General features: G+C 70.7%; 22 protein-coding genes. 14 read left to right on the top strand and 8 right to left on the bottom strand.

The genetic code is table 11. The features are described from left to right. Window positions 1-1,529, bottom strand: a 1,529-nt coding sequence (gene rmuC, locus TX83_RS13605) for a DNA recombination protein RmuC (RefSeq protein WP_064748500.1), incomplete at its 3' end; no start/stop codon positions are given. Window positions 1,530-1,711: 182 nt separating this feature from the next. Beyond that, on the bottom strand, window positions 1,712-2,716 hold the full coding sequence (locus TX83_RS13600; RefSeq protein ID WP_079248222.1) for a LysR family transcriptional regulator: 1,005 nt from the start codon (window positions 2,714-2,716) through the stop codon (window positions 1,712-1,714). A 92-nt stretch (window positions 2,717-2,808) separates the two neighbouring features. Here TX83_RS13600 and TX83_RS13595 point away from each other — a divergent pair, with 92 nt between their 5' ends. The 3 genes from TX83_RS13595 to TX83_RS13585 all read left to right on the top strand — a co-directional run bounded on the left by TX83_RS13595 (window position 2,809) and on the right by TX83_RS13585 (window position 4,774). After that, window positions 2,809-3,747, top strand: a complete 939-nt coding sequence (locus TX83_RS13595; RefSeq protein WP_064748499.1) for a DMT family transporter — start codon at window positions 2,809-2,811, stop codon at window positions 3,745-3,747. 206 nt (window positions 3,748-3,953) lie between these two features. Next, window positions 3,954-4,277: a hypothetical protein gene (locus TX83_RS13590; protein ID WP_064748498.1), complete on the top strand. Its 324-nt coding sequence runs from the start codon at window positions 3,954-3,956 to the stop codon at window positions 4,275-4,277. Window positions 4,278-4,372: 95 nt separating this feature from the next. Beyond that, the gene (locus tag TX83_RS13585) at window positions 4,373-4,774 is read left to right on the top strand and encodes a hypothetical protein (protein ID WP_064748497.1); all 402 of its coding nucleotides are present in this window, start codon (window positions 4,373-4,375) and stop codon (window positions 4,772-4,774) included. A 114-nt stretch (window positions 4,775-4,888) separates the two neighbouring features. Here TX83_RS13585 and TX83_RS13580 read toward each other — a convergent pair whose 3' ends face one another. Next, complete coding sequence (locus TX83_RS13580) at window positions 4,889-6,058, bottom strand: class I SAM-dependent rRNA methyltransferase (RefSeq protein ID WP_064748496.1); 1,170 nt, start codon at window positions 6,056-6,058, stop codon at window positions 4,889-4,891. 146 nt (window positions 6,059-6,204) lie between these two features. Here TX83_RS13580 and TX83_RS13575 point away from each other — a divergent pair, with 146 nt between their 5' ends. Genes TX83_RS13575 through TX83_RS13565 form a run of 3 tightly spaced genes read left to right on the top strand, consistent with a single transcriptional unit; the run spans window position 6,205 to window position 8,372 of the window. After that, a complete protein-coding gene (locus TX83_RS13575) occupies window positions 6,205-6,987 on the top strand; it encodes a rhomboid family intramembrane serine protease (protein WP_064748495.1) in 783 nt (260 codons plus the stop codon). 33 nt (window positions 6,988-7,020) lie between these two features. Then, window positions 7,021-7,611, top strand: coding sequence for a hypothetical protein (locus tag TX83_RS22830; RefSeq protein WP_141233505.1), 591 nt, complete (start codon window positions 7,021-7,023; stop codon window positions 7,609-7,611). After that, complete coding sequence (locus TX83_RS13565; RefSeq protein ID WP_064748493.1) at window positions 7,608-8,372, top strand: transporter; 765 nt, start codon at window positions 7,608-7,610, stop codon at window positions 8,370-8,372. Before TX83_RS22830 ends, TX83_RS13565 begins: the two co-directional genes overlap by 4 nt. Here the strand turns inward: TX83_RS13565 and TX83_RS13560 are convergent. Continuing rightward, window positions 8,334-9,248: a hypothetical protein gene (locus TX83_RS13560; RefSeq protein WP_064748492.1), complete on the bottom strand. Its 915-nt coding sequence runs from the start codon at window positions 9,246-9,248 to the stop codon at window positions 8,334-8,336. The genes TX83_RS13565 and TX83_RS13560 overlap by 39 nt on opposite strands. Window positions 9,249-9,647: 399 nt before the next feature. On the opposite strand from TX83_RS13560, the gene TX83_RS13555 reads away from it, so the two are divergent. The 3 genes from TX83_RS13555 (at window position 9,648) to TX83_RS13545 (ending at window position 12,749) form a co-directional block, all read left to right on the top strand. After that, complete coding sequence (locus TX83_RS13555) at window positions 9,648-11,357, top strand: M20/M25/M40 family metallo-hydrolase (RefSeq protein WP_064748491.1); 1,710 nt, start codon at window positions 9,648-9,650, stop codon at window positions 11,355-11,357. A 53-nt stretch (window positions 11,358-11,410) separates the two neighbouring features. After that, window positions 11,411-12,136, top strand: a complete 726-nt coding sequence (locus tag TX83_RS13550; protein ID WP_064748501.1) for an aspartate/glutamate racemase family protein — start codon at window positions 11,411-11,413, stop codon at window positions 12,134-12,136. A 94-nt stretch (window positions 12,137-12,230) separates the two neighbouring features. Then, on the top strand, window positions 12,231-12,749 hold the full coding sequence (locus TX83_RS13545; protein WP_064748490.1) for a cytochrome c oxidase assembly factor Coa1 family protein: 519 nt from the start codon (window positions 12,231-12,233) through the stop codon (window positions 12,747-12,749). Between the two features lie 7 nt (window positions 12,750-12,756). Here TX83_RS13545 and TX83_RS13540 read toward each other — a convergent pair whose 3' ends face one another. Further along, window positions 12,757-13,233 (bottom strand): Lrp/AsnC family transcriptional regulator, encoded by a 477-nt coding sequence (locus TX83_RS13540; RefSeq protein WP_064748489.1) that lies wholly within the window; start codon window positions 13,231-13,233, stop codon window positions 12,757-12,759. Window positions 13,234-13,364: 131 nt separating this feature from the next. Between TX83_RS13540 and phhA the strand changes: the two genes are divergently transcribed. After that, window positions 13,365-14,261 (top strand): phenylalanine 4-monooxygenase, encoded by an 897-nt coding sequence (gene phhA, locus TX83_RS13535; protein WP_064748488.1) that lies wholly within the window; start codon window positions 13,365-13,367, stop codon window positions 14,259-14,261. A gap of 234 nt (window positions 14,262-14,495) precedes the next feature. On the opposite strand, the gene TX83_RS13530 is transcribed toward phhA, so the two are convergent. The 3 genes from TX83_RS13530 to TX83_RS13520 form a co-directional block, all read right to left on the bottom strand. Next, window positions 14,496-15,884, bottom strand: coding sequence for an FAD/NAD(P)-binding protein (locus TX83_RS13530; protein WP_064748487.1), 1,389 nt, complete (start codon window positions 15,882-15,884; stop codon window positions 14,496-14,498). Window positions 15,885-16,297: 413 nt separating this feature from the next. Then, window positions 16,298-17,674 (bottom strand): alpha/beta hydrolase family protein, encoded by a 1,377-nt coding sequence (locus tag TX83_RS13525; protein WP_064748486.1) that lies wholly within the window; start codon window positions 17,672-17,674, stop codon window positions 16,298-16,300. Between the two features lie 137 nt (window positions 17,675-17,811). Then, window positions 17,812-18,522 carry a hypothetical protein gene (locus TX83_RS13520; protein ID WP_064748485.1) on the bottom strand — a complete coding sequence of 237 codons (711 nt, stop codon included), beginning with the start codon at window positions 18,520-18,522 and terminating at the stop codon, window positions 17,812-17,814. Window positions 18,523-18,550: 28 nt separating this feature from the next. On the opposite strand from TX83_RS13520, the gene TX83_RS13515 reads away from it, so the two are divergent. The 4 genes from TX83_RS13515 (at window position 18,551) to sigJ (ending at window position 22,283) form a co-directional block, all read left to right on the top strand. Further along, on the top strand, window positions 18,551-19,795 hold the full coding sequence (locus tag TX83_RS13515) for a sensor histidine kinase (RefSeq protein ID WP_428992567.1): 1,245 nt from the start codon (window positions 18,551-18,553) through the stop codon (window positions 19,793-19,795). Then, the gene (locus TX83_RS13510) at window positions 19,792-20,442 is read left to right on the top strand and encodes a response regulator transcription factor (RefSeq protein ID WP_064748483.1); all 651 of its coding nucleotides are present in this window, start codon (window positions 19,792-19,794) and stop codon (window positions 20,440-20,442) included. Before TX83_RS13515 ends, TX83_RS13510 begins: the two co-directional genes overlap by 4 nt. 415 nt (window positions 20,443-20,857) lie before the next feature. Further along, entirely contained in the window at window positions 20,858-21,301 is a 444-nt protein-coding gene (locus TX83_RS13505) for a carboxymuconolactone decarboxylase family protein (protein WP_064748482.1), read from the top strand. 94 nt (window positions 21,302-21,395) lie between these two features. Continuing rightward, window positions 21,396-22,283: an RNA polymerase sigma factor SigJ gene (gene sigJ / locus TX83_RS13500; RefSeq protein ID WP_064748481.1), complete on the top strand. Its 888-nt coding sequence runs from the start codon at window positions 21,396-21,398 to the stop codon at window positions 22,281-22,283. Window positions 22,284-22,341 lie beyond the last annotated feature (58 nt).

Below are 22,341 nucleotides of genomic sequence, written 5' to 3'. Positions count from 1 at the left end.
GGGCCGTCGCTGGGCGGGCCGTTGCCGGACGCGTCGCCGGCGGGCGCATCGTCGTCGGCCGAAAGTTCGACCAGAGCGGCCGGCAAGGCGCGATTCGGCTTCACCCCCAGGTCGCGCAGCATCTCCGCCTGGCGGATCACGTTGCCCTTGTTCTGCGCCAGCTTGCCGCGCGCCGCATCGAAGCTTTCCTTGGCCTGCTCGATGCGCTCGCCGACCTTTTCCAGATCGGCGACGAAAGCGCTGAGGCGGTCGTACAGCTGCGCGCCGCGCTTGGCGATCTCCTGCGCATTGCGGTTCTGCGCCTCCTGCCGCCACAGGTGGGCGACGGTGCGCACCACGAACAGCAGGGTCGACGGCGACACCATCAGCACGTTGCGCTGCCAGCCGTCCATGAACAGGTTGCGGTCGTGGGTCACCGCGAGCATGAAAGCGGGTTCGATCGGCACGAACATCAGCACGAAATCCAGCGAACGCAGGCCGTACAGCTCCTGGTAGCGCTTCTCCGACAGCCCTCGCATGTGCTGGCGCACCGATTCGATGTGACGCTTGAGCGCACGCGCGCGCAAGTCTTCGTCCTCGGCGTTGACGAACTCTTCGTACGCGGTCAGCGAGACCTTGGAGTCGATGACCAGGTGCCGGTCTTCCGGCAGGTGCACGGTAACGTCCGGGCGGCGCTCGCCGTCCTCGGTGCCGTGGCTTTCCTGCACATCGTATTCCTCGCCCTTGCGCAGCCCGGCCGATTCCAGCACCCGCTCCAGGATCAGCTCGCCCCAGGCGCCCTGGGTCTTGCTCGAGCCCTTGAGCGCGGTGGTGAGGTTCTTGGCGTCCTCGCTGAGCGACTGATTGAGCGCCATCAGCTGGCGCACCTGCTCGCCGAGCGCGGTGCGGTCGCGGGTCTCCTGGTCGTAGACGGTTTCGACCTTGGCCTGGAACTCGCTCAGCTTCTGCTGCAACGGGTCGAGCAGTTGACCGAGGTGGCTGCGGTTCTGCTCGGTGAAGCGCTTGCTCTTCTCTTCCAGGATGTCGTTGGCCAGGTTCTTGAATTGGACCGACAGATCCTCGCGCACCTCGCGCAGCTGGGCGATCTTTTCCTGCGCCTGGCGCCGTTCGGCGTCGAGTTGGGTCGACAGCCGCTCCAGCTCGACCGAACGCTGCTGCGACTGCGCGGCGATCTCGTCGCGCGAGCGCTCCAGCGCGTCGTAGTCCTGACGCAGGCGTTGCAGGGTCTGCTGCTCCTTTTCCAGCTCGGCGGCGGTGCGGCCGATGCTCTCGCGCAGGCCGCCGCTGTCGCGCACCAGCGCGTCGCGCTGGTGCTCCAGCTCGTCCAGGCGCGCCTGCAGTTCGGGGATGCGCGCGGCGCGCTCGGCCAGCTGGGCGCGTTCCTGCTGGGCCGCGTTCAACTGCGCGCCGAGCTCAGCGCGCGCGGTCTCCAGCGCGCGCGCAGCGCCGGCGCGGGCCAGCAGCCAGGCCAGGACGGCGCCGATCAGCACGGCGAACGCGATGGAAACGAGGGCGGCGGTCAGGGGCATCGGGACGCTCGGTCAATAGGGGCGCAGGGAGCAAGCCAGAGGCTCGACCCCCTGCGTCCCTGCCACATTCGATTGCGATTGTTCGCCACCAGTCTAACGAGATGAGTCTCAGCTTCTGAGATGCGCGGCCGGCAGCGCAGTTGCGGCGACGCCCGCGGCGTGCGTCCCCAGGGCGGAAGGAATCAATCCTGGGGCTCGATCCCCTCCGCGCGTTGCGCGCCTTGCGCGACCGGCCGGCGCGGCTGGAGCGAACGTGCGTCGCTCCAGCCGCCGCCGTGCATCCAGCTGTCGATCAGATGCTCGACGAAGGCTCGCACCTTGGCCGGCACGTAACGCCGCTCCGGCATCACCGCATGCACATCCAGCCCCGGCAGCTCCCAATCCGGCAACACCTGCACCAGTGCGCCCTCGGCCAGTTCGCGTGCGACCGCGAACTCGGGCACCCGCACGATGCCGGCGCCGGCCAGCGCCGCCGCCTTCAAGGCCAGGCTGGAATTGGCGTCCAGCCGCGCGCCCAGCGCCACCCGCACCACCTCGCCGTCGCGGGCGAAGCTCCAGGTGCGGCCGCTGGCGGACAGGGTGAAATGCAGGCAGTCGTAGCCGCCGAGTTCGTCCGGGCGCTGCGGCCGGCCGGCGCGCTGCAGGTACGCCGGCGCCGCGCACACCACGACCCGGCTGTAGGCGATGGCGCGCGCGACCAGGCTGGAGGCTTCCAGCCGGCCCAGGCGGATCGCCAGGTCGAAGCTGCCCTGGACCAGGTCGTGTTCGCGGTCGTCGAGCTGCAGATCCAGGTCGACTTGCGGATAACGGGCCAGGAACCCGGCCAGCCACGGCGCCACGTGCAGCGCGCCGAAGGTCATCGGCGCCGACACCCGCAGCCGGCCCTGCGGCGCGGCGTGGGTGCCGGCGACCGCGTCCTCGGCCGCGCGGGCCTCGGCGAAGGCGCCCTGGGCATGGCGCAGATAGGCCTGGCCGGCCTCGGTCAGGCTCAACCGGCGGGTGGTCCGGTGCAGCAATTGGGCGCCGAGCCGGCGCTCCAGCGCCGAGACCTGCTTGCTGACCGCGGCCTTGGACAGGCCCAGCGCGTCGGCGGCACGGACGAAACTGCCGAGTTCGGCGACGCGGACGAAGGCGAGCAGGCCGGCGAGGTCGGGCACCGGCAGCTTGCTGGGGGCGATTGTTGACATGAGGAAACAGTCTAGCCACTTCGGGGCCGATTATCCGCGCGCCGCTCCGGCCTAATCTGGCCCCCGTCCTCACTGCTCCTGCCCCCGCCGCCATGAATGCCACCGCACTGCGCCTCGTTCTGACCCTGACCGCCGGCAGCCTGGTCGGCGCCATCTTCGTGCTCAGCAAGCTGTTGCTGAGCAGCGGCCTGAACCCGTTCATCGTTTCCTTCGTGCAGACCGCCGGCGCCGCCGGCCTGATCCTGGCCGTGCTGCGCGCCCGCGGCCAGCGCCTGCCGCTGGACCCGGCGGCGCTGCGCTTCTACGCCACCGCCGGCGCGATCGCGGTCGCCGGTTCGGCCTTGCTCGGCAACTGGGTGCTGGCGCGGATCCCGGCCGGCATCTTCACCGTGCTGGTGACCCTGTCGCCGATGTTCACCTCGCTGTTCAACGCCCTGGTCGAGCGCCGCTGGCCGACCCCGACCGCGCTGGCCGGCACCGTGCTCGGCCTGGCCGGGGTGCTGCTGGTGCTGGTGCCGCGCGCGCAGTCTGTGGAACCGGAGCAGGCCCTGGCCCTGACCGTGGCCCTGGGCGTGCCGGTGCTGCTGGCGATCGGCAACGTCTACCGCAGCCGCCGCTGGCCGGCCGGCGTAAGCGCGCCGATGTCCACCGCCGGCACCATGCTGGTCCAGGCGCTGGCGGTGCTGCCGCTGCTGGCCGGCGCCGAACTGCAGGGCAGCGCGGCGCAGGTCGCCGCGGTGTGGCCGCTGCTGCTGGCGATGGTGCTGGTGACCCTGGCCGCCAACGTCGCCGCCGCCGCCCTGCAGCGCATCGCCGACAGCGTCGCCTACAGCCAGCTGGGCTATGTGGTCGCGCTGACCGGCGTGGTCTGGGGTGCGGTGCTGTTCGACGAACGCCTGGGCTGGAGCTTCGTGCCGGCGGTGGCGCTGGTGTTCGCCGGGGTGATCCTGGCCAACCGCCGCGTCGCCGCGGCACCGGCGGCGGCCGCACCCAGCGTCGTCCCGGGCCGTCTGGCCGGCGCTGCCCGCTGAACGCCGCCTGGTGTCCGCTCCCGGCCCGGTGCGCCCGCACCGGGCTGGAGCTTTTTTGTGAGGCGGATCGCAATCCCGGCATCGGCGGGCCGCGGCGCCCTTTCGCCGCCGCCGATCGCGGGTATGAAATCGAAGCGAACAGGAATTCCCCTTCGAGCAAGGCCGGCCGCCGCTCCCCCGGTAGCCGCGATCAGGACGGCCCGCCGATGAATCCCCATGCTCCACGGCTGTACGCCGACCCACGCGGCGTCTGGCGCGACGACGGCGTCGGCCGGATCCACGGCGTCCGCTGGAACGAGATCGACGGCGTCGACGCGTACGCGATCGACGCCGACGGCACGCGCCAGGTGTTCGTCGAATTGGGCACCGCAGCCGGGCACCGCCTGGAACTGCCGATCGACTGGCCCGGTTACCGCGAAGTCGCCACGGCGTTGAGCCTGCGCCTGGCGGGGCTGCGCCTGGAAACGCTGCTAGGGGCCGGCCAGCTGCGTCCGGAGGACCCGCCGGCGGTGCTGTGGTGGCGCGATTGAGCCTGCCCGATGCGACAGCGGCGACCGCCCCTGTCGCACCGTCGGACCGGCCTGGGTGCAAAATCCCGCCCCATCGCCATCGCAAGGGACGTCCCATGAGATCGCCAGCGCTGCTGCTGTGCCTGCTGCTGCCCGCCTCGCCCGTACTGGCCGCGGACGACGGCCCGGCGGGCGCCATCGCGTCGGTCGCCCGCGCGACCGGCATGAGTTATCGATTCGGCGCCCGCTGCGGCTTCGACCCGGACCTGCTGCGCCGGCACAAGAGCAAGTTCCAGGCCGAAGCGAACACCGCCAACGCGGCCCTGCCGGCCGGCCAGGCGGTGGACATCGCGGCCGAGTTCCAGGTCGGTTTCGACGAAGCCGACCGCTTCTACGACGGGATCAAGGACACGCCGCAGCGCGGCATGGTGTGCCAGCAGTTCGCCCGGCAGATCGAGCAGGCGGTGGAGCACCCCAGCGTGCTGAGCCTGCCCACGCGCGCGATGCGTCCGCGCTAGTCCCGCACCGGCGACGATTCGCCGGCGTCGTCCCGCTATCGCAGGGGAACAATGGCAGCGGCGGCCGGACCGGCGTCGGCCGGCGCTGCGGACACCGCGCTCGCCCGGCCGCGCTCAGTCGAGCACGCGGCAGAACACCGCCTTGAGGTAGCGCGACTCCGGCACCTGCGCCAGCCAGGGATGATCGGCGCCGGCGCCGGCGACCTTGAGCACCTGCACCGTGCGCCCGGCGTAGAACGCGGCGCGGCGCAGCATGTCGAGAAACTGGTCCTCCGACACCAGGCCGGTGCAGGAGAAGGTCGCGAACAGGCCGCCCGGCTTGACCACGCTCAACGCCAGCTTGTTCATGTCCAGATACTTCTTCAGCGCCGCGATCACCTGCTCGCGGTCGCGGGTCATCTTGGCCGGGTCGAGGATCACCACGTCGTAGCGCTCGCCGGCGTTACCCAGGTCGCGCAGGTAGGGAAAGATGTCGGCCTGGACGAACTTCACGTGCGCGCCGTTGAGCTTGGCGTTGCCCTTGGCGATGTTGATCACGTCGGCGTCGATGTCCACGCCGACCACTTCCTCGGCGCCGCGCACCTTGGCGTAGACGCCGAAGCCGCCGGTGTTGCAGCACAGGTCGAGCACGCGCTTGCCGGCGACCTGCTGCGACAGCCATTCGCGATTCTCGCGCTGGTCGGCGAAGAAACCGGTCTTGTGCGCACCGGCCGGATCGGCGCGGAACTTGATCCCGTGCTCGGTGATGATCGCCGGCGGCACCGCTTCCGTACCGCGGAAGTCGAAGCTTTCCTGCTTTTGCACGTGTTCGTCGGCGAAGGCGTAGAAGCGGCAGCCCGGGAACTGCGCGCGCAGCGCGTCGTAGATCCATTCGCGGTGGCGGAACGCGCCGGCGCTGAAGAACTCGACCACCAGCAAGTCGCCGTAGCGGTCCACGACCAGGCCGCTGATGCCGTCGCCTTCGCTGTGGACCACGCGCCAGGCGTCGCTGACCTGGTCGAGCTTGAGTACGTCGCGGCGCAGCGATACCGCCGCGGCGATCTTGCGCGCGAACCAACCGGCGTCGATGGCCACGTCGGGGTCGTTCTCCAGCATGCGCAGGGCGATGCGCGAATGGCCGTTGTAGAAGCCGCGGCCGATCCAGACGCCGTCGACGCCGACCACGTCGACGATCGCTCCGGGCTTGGGCCGTTGCGCGGGCTTGTCGACCAGGCGCTGGAAGATCCAGGGATGGGTGGACTTCCAGGCGTTCTTGAGGCGTACGGTGGGGATTTCGGTAGTCATCCCGCCATTCTACCGGGCCGGCGCCGCCGCCCGGCCGCGTCGGGACGGCGCCCGCGGCACGACCGCCGTCGCCATCCCGCCGGCGGGACGAAGAAGCCCGCCGCGGCCGGCTTGTTTTGCCCGCCGCCGGTGCCAATCTGAGTCCCATGCACCTGCCCACCGACGCCCCGATTCCCGATACCCCGGCCCAGCGCAAGGCCGACCGCGCGCGCCTGCTGCGCGCGGTCAACGCCAGCCTGGCCTTCGTCCTGGTCCTGGCGGCGGTGTTCAGCGCCCAGGGCCTGTTCGACCCGCGCCCGTTCACCGTCCAGCCCTGGTCGGCGGCGGGCCTGCTCGGCCTGCTGACCGCACCGCTGTTGCACGGCTCGATCGAGCACCTGGCGGCGAACGCGACCTCGCTGCTGCTGCTCGGCAGCCTGGCCGGCGCGGTCTATCCCAAGGCGACGATCCGCGCCCTGCCGCTGCTGTGGCTCGGCTCGGGGCTGGGAGCGTGGCTGCTCGGCGAACCGGGCCGCTATCACCTCGGCGCCAGCGGCCTCACCCATGGCCTGATGTTCCTGGTCATGACCCTGGGCCTGCTGCGCCGCGACCGGCCCTCGATCGCCGCGGCGATGATCGCCTTCCTGCTCTACGGCGGCATGCTGCTGACCGTGCTGCCGCGCGAGATCGGCGTGTCCTGGCAGGCCCACCTCGGCGGCGCCGTCGCCGGCGTGATCGCCGCCTACGCCTTCCGCCTGCGCGACCCGCTGCCGCCGCGCAAGCGCTACAGCTGGGAAGACGAGGAAGACGCCGAACTGGCGCCGCTCAACGACGAACTGGAACCGCCCAAGCCGCGCGACGTGCCGGTGCTGTGGAACCGTCCCGACCCGCGCGACGTGCAGACCGGCACCGTGCTGCGGTTTCCGCCGCGGCGCGAGCCGGAGGAGTAGCCGCGCCCGAAGCCGGCCGCCTGTAGGAGCGGCGTGAGCCGCGACAAGGGACGCGCAGAGAAAGCAGCGCTGCCGACGCCAATCAAAGCCGCGAACCGCTACGCATCGATGCCGCGCAATCGCGATCATCTCGCCGAGACCGCGAGGAAATCGCCTCTGTGCTCGCTGCGCCGCTCGGCGTTCTGCAGTAAGGTCTGCGCACCGCGGGCGTTGCCCGCTCCTGTGACGAAGGAGTCCGTCATGCGTCAGGTTCGCGTCCTCGCGGCTGCGATCTCGTTCGGTATCGCCCTGTTCGCCCTCGCTCCGCTCGCCCACGCCGGCAGCGCCTGTCTGCTGGAAGGCCAAGTGATGGGCCAGCCGGTCAACGAATGCACCCAGACCGATCAGCCGGTGCCGGAAGAGGTGCAGCAGCAGCAATGCAACGGCAGCGTGCCGGGGCTGGCCGAAATGGGCGGGCAGGTGACCGCGCGGCGGGTCGAAAGCTGCCCGGCGGGCGCCAACGGCGTGTGCGAGTCGCCGATGGGCACGCAGGCGCGGATCCATTACTACAAGCGCAGCCCGGAGCAGATCGCCGCGATCAAACAAGCCTGCGAGATGCAGCGCGGCCGCTGGGTCGCGCGATGAGGGCCGGCTTCGCCGCCGTCGCGCTGGCCGCGATGGCGTGGCCGGCGCTGGCGCAGGAAGCGACGCCGACGCCGTCGTTCGACCGTCCCGGCATTTCCTTCTCGACCGCCACCCTGCCGCGCGGCGCGTTCGCCTGGGAACAGGGCCTTCCGGATTTCGAGCGCGACCGCGGCGGCGGTGCGCGGCGCACGCTGTACAGCGCCAACACCAATCTGCGCCTGGGCTTGAGCGACCGGGTCGAATTGCAGTTGTCGGGCTCGCCCTACAACCGCTTGCGCGAGCGCGACGCGCACGGGCGCCGCTCGCGCCACGGCGCCGGCGACACCGGGCTGGCGCTGAAAGCGGCGCTGCCGAGTTCGCACGATGCCTTCTCGTGGGCGGTGCTGGCCGGCGTCGCCGCCGCCAGCGGCGATCGCGAGTTCAGCAACGGCGCGACCCAGTACACGCTGGGCACCACGCTCGGCTACGACTTCGACGAACGCCTGGCCGGCGCGCTGTACGTCAATCTCGACCGCAGCGACGGCGTCGACACCTGGACCTGGTCGCCGAGCCTGAGCCTGGCGCTGAACGACCGCACCGCGGTCTATGTCGAAGCCGGCCTGTCGCGCAGCGACCACGCGTCGACCACCTCGGTCGCAGGCGGCGGGGTCACCTGGATGGCGACCCCGCGGGTGCAACTCGACGCCTCCTTCGACGTCGGCCTGGACCGCAACAGCCCCGATTTAACGGGGGGTGTTGGGGCGTCGTTCTACTTCGACTGAACCGCGCAACGCCGCGGCCGTGCCCACGCCGGTGGCGATCGCCGCGGCGTAGTCCGGGGCCTGCGTGCCCGCCGATTCGTAGGTCCACAGGAAGCCGCCGCCGATGCCGTCGCTGGCCCATTGCGCGTACTGCTGCTGGACCTGGTTCGGGGTCGAATCGGTGGACACGCCGGGGATCACGAAGCTGGCCGGGAAACCGGCGCCGAGCTTCTGCCGCAGCGCCTGGATCCAGTCGTCCGGATCGTTGCCGGCGCCGCCGGAATAGCACTGCAGGTTGAACGCGATCACCAGGCCGGGGTCGGTCTTCTCCAGTTCGGCCAGGCAGCCGACCCAGAAGTCCGGGTTGTAGTAGGGGCAGAAGGTGACGTGGAAGCCGATCTTGCCGAGCATGCGGCTGAATTCGACCACCAGCTTGGTGTCCTGCATTTCCTCGTCGTCCAGGTCGATCGCCTCGATCGCCGGGAAGGTTTTCTTCAGCGCGACCAGATTCTGGTACAGCGGGTTCTTCTCGCTGATGCCGTATTCGGCGATGAGCTTCTGGATGTTGGCGTAGTCGCCCACGCCGCCGCCGCCGATCGACAACCAGACGCGTTCGATCCCGGTCTTGCCCTGGGTCAGCGAATTGACTAACGGCACCCACTCGGCCGGGCCGACGTACTTGCCGTTGGCGAAGATTTCGGTGTCGTTGTAGTACAGATCGCCCTTGTAGGTGTCCGGCGCCGGCGGCGACTTGTCCTGGTAGTGCGGGTGCGCCAGCGCCAGGATCGCGGTGTTGAACTTGGAGTTCTTGAGTCCTTCGATGTAGCTCTTGCCGCCGGTCTTGGAGAACAGGCCTTCGCAGTAAGCGGCGACGACGGGCGCGGTGATCGTAGGCATGATCGACTCCTTGGTGGGGGGTGGCGTAGGGGTGAACGCGCCGGTTCCGCCGCTGCGGACAGGCCCGGACCGCGGATGTTCGGTTCTGGGACGCACGGCGCGGGCGCGGCGGGCGCATGGTCGCCCGGCCTATAGATTCGGTGAGCGTGGCGGCGGCGCCGGCGGCGAAAGAGGCTCGGTCGGCGCGGCCTGAATGCGTCCATCCGACCGCATTCATCCGCGCTCTCAACGCTGCGACCGCGCGCTCAGCGCCGGATTGCGACCGCGATGCGGGTTCGCCGCGTTTCGCGCCCAGCGCGGCGCAGGCGCAGGCCGTGGCGGCGCGCGCGCGACGGTGCTAGCGTCGGCGGCATTGGCGCGCCGCCGGGTGCGCACCGCTTCGAGACCGTGGGGGATCCGATGCGCCGTGGGTTCCGTTCCGGCCGTCTGGCCGTCCGTCCGTCGTCGTCGCCTCTGGCCTGGGCCGCGGCGCTGTGCCTGCTGGCCGCCTGCCAGCGCACCGCGCCGCTGCCGACGCGGGACGTCCACGACACTGCCCCCGGCGCCGATGCGCGGCGGATCGAGGCCGACGTGCGCTTTCTCGCCGACGACCTGCTCGAAGGCCGCGAAACCGGCACTCGCGGCTACGACCTGGCCGCGCTCTACGTCGCCCAGCGCCTGCGCGCGATCGGCCTGCAGCCGGCCGGCGACGACGGCGGCTATTTCCAACGCGTGCCCTTGTTGCGCGCGCAGCGGGTCGACGGCGGCGGCAGTCTGATCGTGCACCGGCCCGGTGCGACGGTGGCGCTGAAGTACCGCGAACAGTTCCTGCCGCAACTCGACTTCGACCGTTCGCAGGCGCGGGTGGCGGCGCCGGCGGTGTTCGTCGGCCAGGCGGTGCATGCGCCGGAACTCGATTACGACGACTTCGCCGGGCTCGATCTGCGCGGCAAGATCGCGGTGCTGCTGCACGGCGCGCCGGCGCGTTTCGACATCGACCGGCGCGCGTTCTACAGCTCGATGCAGGAAAAGTTCGCCGCCCTGGTCGCGCGCGGCGCGGTCGGCGCGGTGATCGTCGCCAGCGAGGACGAGGAGCAGCGCCAGCCGTGGGCGCGCAGCGCGCAGAACTGGGCGCGGCCGGGCATGCGCCTGCGCGGCGCCGACGGCCGCGCGCTGGACACGTTTCCGCAACTGCAGGTCGTCGCCAGCGTCTGCGCCGCAGCGGCACCGTTGTTGCTCGATGCCGGCGGCCGCAGCGCGCGCCAGGTGTTCCGCGACGCGCGCGAAGAAAGCCTGCGCGGTTACGACTTGCCGGGCACGCTGGAGCTGTCGTCGCTGACCCGGATCGCGCCGATGCAATCGCGCAACGTCGTCGCGCGCCGTCCCGGCGCCGACCCGGCGCTGGCGCGCGAGCACGTATTGTTCAGCGCTCATCTCGATCATGTCGGCATCGGCGCGCCGGTGCGCGGCGATGCGATCTACAACGGCGCACTCGACAACGCCTTGGGCGTGGCCATTCTGCTGGAAGCCGCGCAGCAGCTGGCGCGGGCGCCGTCGCCGCCGCAGCGCTCGCTGCTGTTCCTGGCGGCGACCGGCGAAGAGAAGGGCCTGCTCGGCGCGCACCCCAGCGTGGCGCGCGACTCGATCGTCGCCAACATCAATATGGACATGCCGGTGCTGCTGACCCCGACCCGCGACGCGGTGCCGGTCGGGGTCGAGCATTCCAGCCTGCAGGCGACGCTCGAGCGCGCCGCCGGCGAGGTCGGCCTGCGCCTGAGTCCGGACCCCAGCCCGGAAGAAAGCGTGTTCGTCCGCAGCGACCAGTACGCCTTCATCCGCGCCGGCATCCCCGCGGTGTACCTGACCGGCGGCATCCAGGCGCAAGCCGCCGGCACCGACGGCCGCGCGGTGCTGCGCGAGTTCCTGCGCGAGCGCTATCACCAGCCCGGCGACGACGTCTCCCAGCCGATCCAGTACGCCGACGCGGCGCGCCTTGCGCGGCTCAACGCGCGCATCGGCCAACGGATCGCCGACGACCCGGAGCGGCCGCGCTGGAACCGCGGCGATTTCTTCGCCGAGCGCTTCGCCCGGCCGACGACCGCCGCCGCCGCGAAAACGGCCGCGCCGTAGCCGAAGGCGGCGCCGATCGCGCGTGACATACTGCGGCGATGACTGCGACCGCGATGAAGACCCTCGGCCTGCTCGGCGGCATGAGCTGGGAATCGACCCTGCCGTACTACCGTCAGATCAACGAAACCGTGCGCGAACGCCTCGGCGGCCTGCATTCGGCGCGCCTGCTGCTGTACAGCGTCGACTTCGCCGAAGTCGAACGCCTGCAGCACGCCGGCGACTGGGTCGCGGCCGGCGCCCTGCTCGGCCGGGCCGCCTGCAGCCTGCGCGACGGCGGCGCGCAACTGCTGGTGATCTGCACCAACACCATGCACAAGGTCGCCGACGCGATCGAAGCCGCTTCGGGCTTGCCGCTGCTGCACATCGCCGACCCCACCGGCGCGGCGATCCGCGCCGCCGGGCTGAGCCGCGTCGGCCTGCTCGGCACGCGCTTCACCATGGAGCAGGATTTCTATCGCCGCCGCTTGGCCGAACGCCACGGCCTGGAGGTGATCGTGCCCGAGGCCGAGGCGCGCGAGCGCGTGCATCGGATCATCTACGACGAGCTGTGCCTGGGCCGGATCCGCGACGAGTCGCGGCGCGAATACCAGGCCATCATCGCCGGCCTGGTCGCCCAGGGGGCGCAAGGCGTGATCCTGGGCTGCACCGAGATCGGCCTGCTGATCGGCCCGGACGACGTCGCGGTTCCGCGCTTCGACACCGCCGCCTTGCACGCGCGCGCCGCGGCGCTGGCGGCGATCGGCCAGATCGATGGGAGGCAGGGGGGTGAGCTCGCTTGATTTCCCCGGTCCGCCCAGAACCGGGGCCGCATCGACTGGCCGCTGCGCGCGAATGCGGCCACACTGCTAACGACGCGACGCAAGGAGCCATCGCATGAACGACAGCGCCAACCCCGGCTGGTGGAGCCGGCATTGGAAATGGGCGGTGCCGACCGGCTGCCTGAGCCTGATCCTGTTGGCCGGGCTGATGCTGGGCGCCCTGGTCGTGTTCGGCCTCGGCGGGCTGGGCGGGCTGATGAAGCCGGGCGAGCCCTTCCGCCACGCCGCCGGCCTGGCGCGCAACGACCCGGCGGTGATCGCCGCGCTCGGCACGCCGCTGGATTCGGGCTGGATGCGCAGCGGCCGCTTCGACATGAACGACGATCGCGGCGAAGTCGACGCGGTGTTCCCGCTGCGCGGCCCCAAGGGCGAGGCCGAGGTGCATCTGCGCGGCGAACGCAGCGACGGCCGCTGGACTTACTCGCGCATCGAGGTCGAACTCGACGACGGCCGCCGCATCGACTTGCTCGCGCCGCCGGCGCCGACCGCGCTTCCGCCGCAGGCGCCGGCCGCGGCCCCGCAAGACACCGCCACCGAAGAGCCCGAACCGGACGCCCCGGCGAGCGACCCCTGAAACGCGCTCAGCGCGCCGGCAGCGGCAGGCCGCGGAAGGATTTGACCGTGCGCAGCACCAGGCTGGAATTGATGTCGGCGCCGCCGGCCTGGTTGAGCAGGCGATCGAGCAGGAAGCGCGACAGGTGGTCGAGGTCGCGCACCACGATCTGCAGCAGATAGTCCATGTCGCCGGTCAGCGCATAACAGGCGATCACCTCGTCCCAACTGCCGACGAATTCGGCGAAGGCGTTCACCGCCTCGCTGTCGTGGCGGCCCAGCCGCACCCGCACGAAGGCCTGCAGGCCCAGGCCCAGGCGCTCGGGATCGACCTCGGCGCGGTAGCCGGCGATCACGCCCTCGCGTTCCAGCCGCTGCACCCGGCGCAGACAGGCCGAGGCCGACAGGTGCACGCGCTCGGCCAACTCGGCATTGGTCAGGCGGCCTTCGCGCTGCAGCTCGGCGAGCAGCACGATGTCGGTGCGGTCCAGTTCGATCGTGGCCATTCGCTGCGCCCTTCGGCTGATTGACGCAACGATATTGCGCCAATCCCGCCACAGCGCGCAACAACGCAAACCTATTGCGCCGACCCACGGTTACAGTCGTAGCGTCCCCTTCGGGACGTACGGAGCGTTCCATGGCCACTCAGTCCACCCCGCAGCGCGTCGAACACCAGCTCACCGACAAGGGCTACGTCCCGGTCTATACCACCGCCGTGGTCGAGCAGCCGTGGGCTTCGTATTCGAGCCAGGACCATGCGGTGTGGGCGCAGTTGTTCGAGCGCCAGCAGCAGGTGCTGGTCGGCCGCGCCAGCGACGAGTTCCTGGCCGCCCAGCGCGCCATGCACATGAGCCCCGACCGAATCCCGAAGTTCGACGACCTCAACCGGGTACTGCGCGCACACACCGGCTGGGAGCTGGTCGGCGTCGAAGGTCTGCTGCCCGAATTGACCTTTTTCGATCACCTGGCCAACCGCCGCTTCCCTGTGACCTGGTGGATCCGCCGCGCCGACCAAATCGACTACTTGTCCGAACCGGACCTGTTCCACGACCTGTTCGGCCACGTGCCGCTGCTGATGAACCCGGTGTTCGCCGACTACATGCAGGCCTACGGCCGCGGCGGGGTGAAAGCGCACGGCATCAACCCCGAAGCGCTGGTGCACCTGACCCGGCTGTACTGGTACACGGTCGAATTCGGCCTGATCCGACAGGCCGACGGACTGCGCATCTACGGCAGCGGCATCGTCTCGTCCAAGAGCGAATCGATCCACTGCCTGGAATCGAACGCGCCGAACCGGATCGGCTTCGATCTGGAGCGGATCATGCGCACCCGCTACCGCATCGACACTTTCCAGAAGACCTACTTCGTCATCGACAGCTTCGAACAGCTGATGCAGGCGACGACCCCGGACTTCACCCCGATCTACGAACGCCTGGCCCGGCAGGACTCGATCCCGGCCGGCGAGGTGCTGCCCGACGACCGCGTGTTCAACCGCGGCACCGGCGAGGGCTGGCTGGCGGACGGGGACGTCTGAGCGTAGCGATCCCGCCGCGTTTCCCAGCGACATGAACCGCTCCTTGTAGGAGCGGCGTAAGCCGCGACCGCCGAAGCGACATCGCGCCCTGTCCGTCATCGAGGCCAGCGCTACGATTTTGTTCGCCGATACCGCATGACCGTCTTCGGCCACTGCGCTCGCGACCACCGCTGCGCTGGTCGCGGCTTACGCCGCTCCTACAGGCGGACGGCGGCGCGATGTGGCGGCATGGCGTCAGCCGGCCACGGCCAAAGGCTTCGCGCCGGCGCGCGCGATCGAGGCGGTCGCCAGCAACTCGCCGGCCAGTTCGCGAGCCGCTTGGCGCAACTCCGGCACCGCGGTGATCTCCCAACGCTGCGCGCGCAGCAAAGGGCCGATCGCGTACAAGCCCCTCACCGCGCCGCCCTGGGCGTCCAGGACTTCGAAGCGGTCGGAGGCGCGCAGCCCCAGACCCAGCGGGTCGGCCGCGACCAGGCCCGATTCGCGCAGGTGCGCGATCAAGGGGTGGGTGGTGCGCTCGATGTCGGTGTCCAGGCCGGTGGCGCGGATCAGCACGTCGTAACGCTCCTGCAGCAGGGCGTCGTCGCCGCGCTCGCGGATCAGCACGTCGACCGAATCGGCGCCGCGGCGCGCGCGCACCAGGCGGCCGGCGCGGATGCGCAGGCGGCCGTGTTCGCGCAGGCGCAGCAGTTCCTCGGCCAGTTGCGGCGCGATCCGATGGCGTGCCGCCTCCCAGTACGAACGCAGGTGACGCAGGAAGCTGCCGCGCTGCGCCAAGGGCATGCCGCGCCAGAACGCCTGCAGGTGCGGACGCAGCGCGTCGACCAGACTGCGCCAGTCGTCGACCACCGGCATCAGACTGCGCAGCGCGCGCGACAGTGCGCGCGGTGCGTGCGTTTGCAGCGCCTGCAGCACCGTCGGCGGCAAGGCGATCGGCGGCGGCGGGTACTCGCCGTGGGCTCGCGGCAGCAGGCCGTGCCGCGACAAAGCGACGATCGGACCGCGGTGGCCGCGGCGGTGCAAGGTCACGACCACGTCGGCCATGGTCAGGCCGGTGCCGACGATCAGCAGGCGCGCGTCCGGGTCGATCGCATCGATGGCACCGTCCTGCCATGGCCAGCCCAGGTAACTGGAATGGATCGCCAACCTCGGCCCGACGCCCGCCAGCGGCTGCGGCGGCAGCGCGCCGACCGCGAGCACGACCTTGTCGCTGAGGAAATCGCTGCCGTCGGCGAGGTGGATGCGGAAACCCGAGGCCGCGCGTTCCACCGCCACCGCTTCCTGACGGATCTGGTTGAACGCCGCCGCACTGCCGGCCAGCGCGGCCTGCAGCTGCGCATGCAGGTATTCGCCGTACAACAACCGCGGCAGATAGCTGCTGCGCGCGCGATCGGTGAGGTTGAGCCAGTCGGCGAAGCCGCCGGGATGGTCGGGTGTCGCGCCCAGTTCGCTGGCGCGCACGTTGAGCAGGTGCTCCGGGCGCGCTTCGCCGTAAGCCACGCCGCGGCCGTAGCTCTCGCCGATGCCGACCAGGCACAGCTCCACGCCCGGCCCCGCCTGTCCGACCAGTTCGCGCGCCAAGGCGCTGCCGCTGAAACCCGCTCCGACGATGGTGATGCGCATGCCGCCCCCGCTCGTATGTGAGGAGGCTCCGTTCTAGTGGATCGCGTACGTCGCTGCGTAAAGCGGCGGTTACCGGTTCGTAAATCGGCGCGGACGATGCGGAACCTCGTCATGGCGACACGGCATGAGCGCGGTCGCCGAATTGCAATGAGGGTCGCAGTGCGGCTTTTTCCGGCGCGGATCGCATCGCGTCGGCCCGCATCGCAACGGTGCGCCGAAGCCTGTGGATCCGCGCTTTCGTGGGGACGACGGTCGAAGGCGACGCGGCGACGCCCACGGCCACCTCGGTTATGGGTGGAAGACCGCCGCGCCTCCCCTACCGTCCTCCCCGCGAAAGCGCGGACCCAGAGCTTCATCCAGGCATCGCCCCGAAGTCCGCCGCCATGCGGGCGACGGACGTCGAGCAGAGGCGATCACTTCGGCTGCGCCAGCACCTGCGCCGATCCGTACGGGGCATGATCCAGCGCGCCGCGCTTGATCCAGTCCAGCTGCATGCGGAAGTAGCCGTCGGCGACCCGGGTGTGCTGGCGCTCGCCCTTGGCGTCGACGTCGAACTCCAGCATGCCGTGGTCGGCGGCCGGAAACACCGCGGTGGTGATCGGCCGGCCCTCGCCGGCCAGGCCGACCAGGCGCTTCTGGGTTTCGTCCGACGGCGCTTCCAGGTCGGAACCGCCGACGATCCACAGCTGCGGCGCGCGCAGCCCGCGCAGCACCGGCATCGGGTCGTAGTCCCAGCTCACGTCGACGTCCTGCTTGGCCAGCTCGGCCAGCACTTCGGCGCGGGTCTTGTTGATCACCAGGCCGGTGTATTCGCCCTTCAGCGCCTTCCACCACGGCTGCTCGCCGTACTTGGCGCGCAGCGCGGCCAGTTCGTCCCAGCCGCGCTGGCCGTCGCTGGAGGCGATCAGTCCGGTGACGTCGGAGACTTCGCGCGCCTTGGCCAGGGTGTCGGCATCGCCGAAGCCGGCCGCGCGCAGGTCCATCGCGACCTGGTCGCGGTCTTCGGCCAGCACGCCGTCGGCCAGACCGAAGCCGACCACGACGAACTCGGCCTGCGGCTCCTTGCTCGCCGCCAGCGGCGCGACCCAGCCGCCCTGGCTGCCGCCCTGGAAGCCGGTGCGGCCGGCGCGCGCGCCGGCCAGACGCTTGGCCTCGCGCAGCGCCGCCGCGGCGTCGTCGGACAGTTGATAGAAATTCTGGTTGTACTTGCCGGTCGAGCCGCCGGTGCCGCGCTTGTCGTAAACGAACACGCCGACGCCGTTGGCCGGGAACAGATTCTGCAGGTGGTACAGGTCGACCCCCGAGTAGTTCTCGGACCCGTGCACCAGCACCACCAGCGGCACCTTGTCGCGCCCTTCCGGCAGCACCAGGCGGCCGCGCAGCTCGACGCCGTTGCCCTGGAAGCGGGTCTCGCGGATGTCGAAGCGCAGCTTCCGGCCGGCGTGGCCGTCGTAGCGGATGCGGCCCTGCGCGCAGTCGCCGAACGACACCGCGACTCCGTCGGGCCGATCGGTCCAGCCGCGGGTGCTGGTCCAGGCGCCATCGCGCTGGGTCAGCTTGCCGGTGCGGCCGTCCATCAGGCGCCAGCGCAGCGTGCCGGGCGTGGCGACCGCGCCGATGTCGACCACGCGGCCGTCGTCCAGGCGATAGGCGCCGGCGTGGCAGCGCGCCGGATCGGCGGCCGGGGCCGGTTCGGCGGCGTGGACCGCGCCGACGCCGGCGATCAGGGCCAGGGACAATGCGGCGCGGCGGAAGACGGCAGCGCGGGGCTGGGGGCGGCGGTCGGTCATGGAGCGGTTTCCGCTAGGAGTTATCCGATCGGATGCGCGCATGCGGGGCGCGGTTGCAATCCGAGCGCGTCGCCGGCCCTCAACCGGCGACACTTTCTTTTTCGTCGCGGCTGTGATTTTCGCATCCAGGTCGCAGTTCAACCGGTCTGCGCTTGCGTTCGCATCGCCGTCGCCTGCGGCGCGCGCCAACGGCGGTCGAACCAGAGCTTGGCGCCGATCGCGACCGCCAGCGGGCCGAACCAGGCCGCGTAGTGCAGGGCGGCGCCGTCGATCGCCGGAAACAGCCGCGGCAGGCCGATGCCGAGGAAGGCGATGTGGGTGGCGATGCCGTTGCCGATCATCGCGGTGTAGTGCTCGATCAGCCACCAGCGCGGCCGCGCGGCCAAGCGCTCGCGGCGCAGGCGCTTGAGCAGCAGATCGGCGCCGATGAACAGCCCGATGCTGGAGAAGCCGGTCAGCAGCGGCGCGCCGACGCGCAGGCCCAGCGCCAGGATCGCCGCACCCGACAGCAGCGACAAGCCCGCCAGGGCCACGTACGCCGGCCCGGTGTAGCGGCGCACGTCGCGCTTGTCGGCGATCGCACGCCAACCGGTCCACACGCCGGTCGCGGTGATGACCAGCAGATAGCCGAGAAAGGCGGCGGTGACGGGATGGCCTTGCTCGAGCTTGTAGGCCGCCATCGGCACGCCGGTGATCAGGATGCCGGTCATCGCCGACAGGAAGATCTGCCCGGCGCGACGATGCAGGGGACTGCCCTTGCGCGCCAGGCCGGCGCTCCAGAAACCGATCAGCGCGATCACGCCGACGGCGATGTGCAGGGTCTTGATCCAATCGTAAACGGACAACATGGCGGCGGCTCCGGTAAGGCGCCCGGCGATGCCAGTGGGCGCATCGCCATGCTGCGCCGCGGCCCGCACCGGCACAGGGGCCAGGAGTCGGCAATCGACCCTGCCGGAAGTCACTTTCTGCGTCGCGGCCATTGCCTGCGCGCGACGCGACGCGCAGCATCCGGCCATGCCCGGCCGTCTGCGCTCGCTGCTGCAACCCCTGAACCTGCCCGCCGTGCTGACCTGGCTGGCGGTGCTGCTGTCGCTGCGCTACGACAACGATGCCGAACGCGGTGCGCAATGGCTGGCGATGGCGCTGTTCCTGGCCTGCTTCCTCGGCCACGACCTGCTGCCGCCGTCGCGGCCGCGCTGGCGGGCGTGGCTGTTCGTGCCGGAATGCCTGAGCGCGCTGGCGGTGAGCTGGCTGGCGCCGACCGGCGGCACCGCGCCGGCCTTGCTGGTGATCGTCGCCGCGCACCTGGCCCTGGCCCTGCCGCCGCGACCGGTGCTGCTGATCGCGCTGCTGCTCAACCTGGCCCTGTACCTGATCCTGCGCCACGCCGGCCACGGCGCGCCCTTCATCGTCACCCTGATCTTCGCCGGCTTCCAGAGCTTCGCCGCGCTGGTCGCGCACTACGCGCGCAGCGCCGAGCAGACCCGCGACCGTCTGGCCCTGGTCAATGCCGACCTGCTCGCCACCCGCGCCCTGCTCGCCGACAGCGCGCGCGACGCCGAGCGCCTGCGGGTCGCACGCGAGCTGCACGACGTCGCCGGGCACACGCTCACCGCGATGACCTTGAACCTGCGCGCGCTCGCCGCCGAACCCGAGCTCGGCCAACGCCGTGAAGTGCAGCTGGCCCAGCGACTGGCCGGCGAACTGCTGGGCGACATCCGCAACGTGGTCCAGGCGCTGCGCGATGCGCGCGGGCTGGACTTGGCGACCGCCTTGCGCGCGCTCGCCGCACCGCTGCCGAAGCCGACGCTGGAGCTGGACATCGATCCGCGCCTGCACCTGACCGACCCGGCCCTGGCCGAGACTCTGCTGCGGCTGGTGCAAGAGGCGCTGACCAACAGCGCGCGCCATGCCGACGCCGAACGGGTGCGGGTCGAGATCCGCGCCGAACCGGACCGCTTGCGGGTGGCGATCGAAGACGACGGCCGGGTGCGCGGCGCGCTGCGCGAGGGCAACGGCCTGACCGGCATGCGCGAACGCATCGCCGCGCTGGGCGGCCGCCTGCAACTGGCCACCAACGCGCGCGGCGCGCTGCGCATCGAGGCGGAGCTGCCGATATGACTCCCACCATGCAGCGCGCGCCGATCCGGCTGGCCCTGGCCGACGATCAGATGCTGGTCCGCGCCGGCCTGCGCGCCTTGCTCGAACGCCTGGGCCTGCAGATCGCGTTCGAGGCCGACGACGGCCAGGCCTTGCTCGACCGCCTCGCCGACACGCCGGTCGACGTGATCCTCAGCGACATCCGCATGCCCGGCCTGGACGGCATCGACGCCCTGCGGCGGCTGCGCGAGCGCGGCGACGCGACCCCGGTGCTGTTGCTGACCACCTTCGACGACAGCGACCTGCTGCTGCGCGCGACCGAAGCCGGCGCGCAAGGCTTCCTGCTCAAGGACGCCGCGCCGGAAGACCTGCGCGACGCGATCGCCCGGGTCGCCGGCGGCGAAACCCTGCTGCAGCCGGTCAGCACCGAACCGGTGCGGGCCCGCTACCGCTACCACGCCGACGACGCCCCGCGCGCCTTGTTCAGCGAACGCGAGGTCTCGGTGCTGCGACTGATGGCCGGCGGCTACTCCAACAAGGAAATCGCCCGCGCCATGTTCCTGGCCGAGGGCACGGTCAAGAACTACGTCTCGACGATCCTGGAAAAGCTCGACACCCGCGATCGCACCCGCGCGGTGTTGAAGGCGATTACCTTGCGGGTGATTTGAGTTTTGGGGATTGGGGATTGGGGATTGGGGATTCGTACGAGCATGCTTCGCCTGTAGGAGCGGCGTGAGCCGCGACAGGAGATGCACAGAACGCCCCGTGTTCATCATCGACCACCGAAATCGTTATGCCGTCCTGGGGTAGGAGCGGCGCAAGCCGCGACCAACCGAAGCGATGGGGTGCCACGCCCGCTTCCGGAGCCCAGCCCGATGGCCGGATGCCAGCGCCTGGCGTTCTCGACTTCGGCGGACTGCGCTCGCGTACACCGCTTCGGTTGGTCGCGGCTCACGCCGCTCCTACGGGGGCATCGCGGGCGCTTGGAAAGGGGCGGAATATTTTTCCGGTGGGGATGTCACACGCGGGCGGGGTGGATCGTCGAACCGGTACCAGTCCACTGAATCCCACCGGAGCCCCGCCATGAGCCAGACCCACGCCGTCAAGTACGAACGCGAAATCCCCGAGATCCTGAGCCAGCTGGGCGCCATTCACGGCAGCGTGCAAGCGGCCATCGACCAGCGCGGCCTGCCGCGGGCGATCTACCATCTGATCCAGCTGCGCGCCTCGCAACTCAACGGCTGCGCGTTCTGCATCAAGATGCACTTGCGCGAAGCGCGCGCCGACGGCGAAACCCAGGTTCGCCTGGACCACCTGACCGTCTGGCGCCACGTCGGCGACTTCAGCCCGGCCGAGCGCGCCGCCCTGGCCTGGACCGAAGCGCTGACCCGGATCGAGGAACGCAGCGACTACACCGCGTTGCGCACGGAATTGCGCGCGCATTACGACGACGCCCAGATCGGCGCGCTGACCGCATTGGTCGGCATGATCAACCTGTGGAACCGCCTGCAGGTCTCCAAGCATTGAACGCGACACGCCGCATCCCCGGCAGCGCGCGTGCGAAGGCGTCGGCAGCGGCCGTCGCGCTGGCTATCATCGGCGCCGTTCCCAGGAATCGATCATGACCGCCACCGACGACCACCGCCTGTTCGCCCAGACCGCGCCGATGCTGACCGGCCTGGCCTACCGCATCCTCGGCTCGCGCGCCGACGCCGAGGACGCGGTGCAGGACACGTTCCTCAAATGGCAGCACACCGATCGCAACGAGATCGACAACCCGGCGGCGTGGCTGACCACCGCCTGCACCCGGCGCTGCATCGACCTGCTGCGCTCGGCCCACCGCAGCCGGGTCGACTACGTCGGCTCCTGGTTGCCCGAGCCCATCCACACCGAAGCCGCCGACCAGCCCGAGCAACAGCTGGCCCTGGCCTCGTCGCTGTCGACCGCGTTCTTGCTGCTGCTGGAACGGCTGACGCCGAAGGAGCGCGCCGCGTATCTGCTGTACGAGATCTTCGAGCAGCCCTACCACGATGTCGCCCGCACCCTGGACATCGAGGAAGCCGCCTGCCGCAAGCTGGTGCAGCGCGCGCGCGAGCACGTGGAGCGATCCAAGGTCCGCCACGTCACTCCGGCCGAGCAGCAGGAACAACTGTTGGCCGCGTTCGAAGCCGCCCTGGTCGAAGGCCGCACCGCGCCGCTGGCGGCGCTGCTGTCGGAACAAATCGCCCTGCGCGCCGACGGCGGCGGCAAGGTCACCGCCGTGGCCGAAGCCCTGCACGGCCGCGACGCGGTGCTGGGCTTCATCGAAGCCGTACTGCACCCGGCCTGCCGCAACGACCGTTGGCTGTTCGTCGACCTCAACGGCTCGCGCGGCGTGATCCTGGAACGCGACGGCAAGATCGAGGCGGCGATCAGCTTCGGTTACGACGACGCCGATCGCCTGCGCGACATCTTCATCATGCGCAATCCGGACAAGCTGGCTCGGCTGGAGGCGGTGCGGATCCGGTGAGGCGGGGATTCGGGATTCGGGATTCGGGATTCGGGATTCGGGATTCGGGATTCGGGAT

The organism is Lysobacter antibioticus HS124 (assembly GCF_000336385.2).
Lineage (GTDB): Bacteria > Pseudomonadota > Gammaproteobacteria > Xanthomonadales > Xanthomonadaceae > Lysobacter > Lysobacter firmicutimachus.
This window is presented reverse-complemented; position numbering and strand designations above follow the sequence as displayed.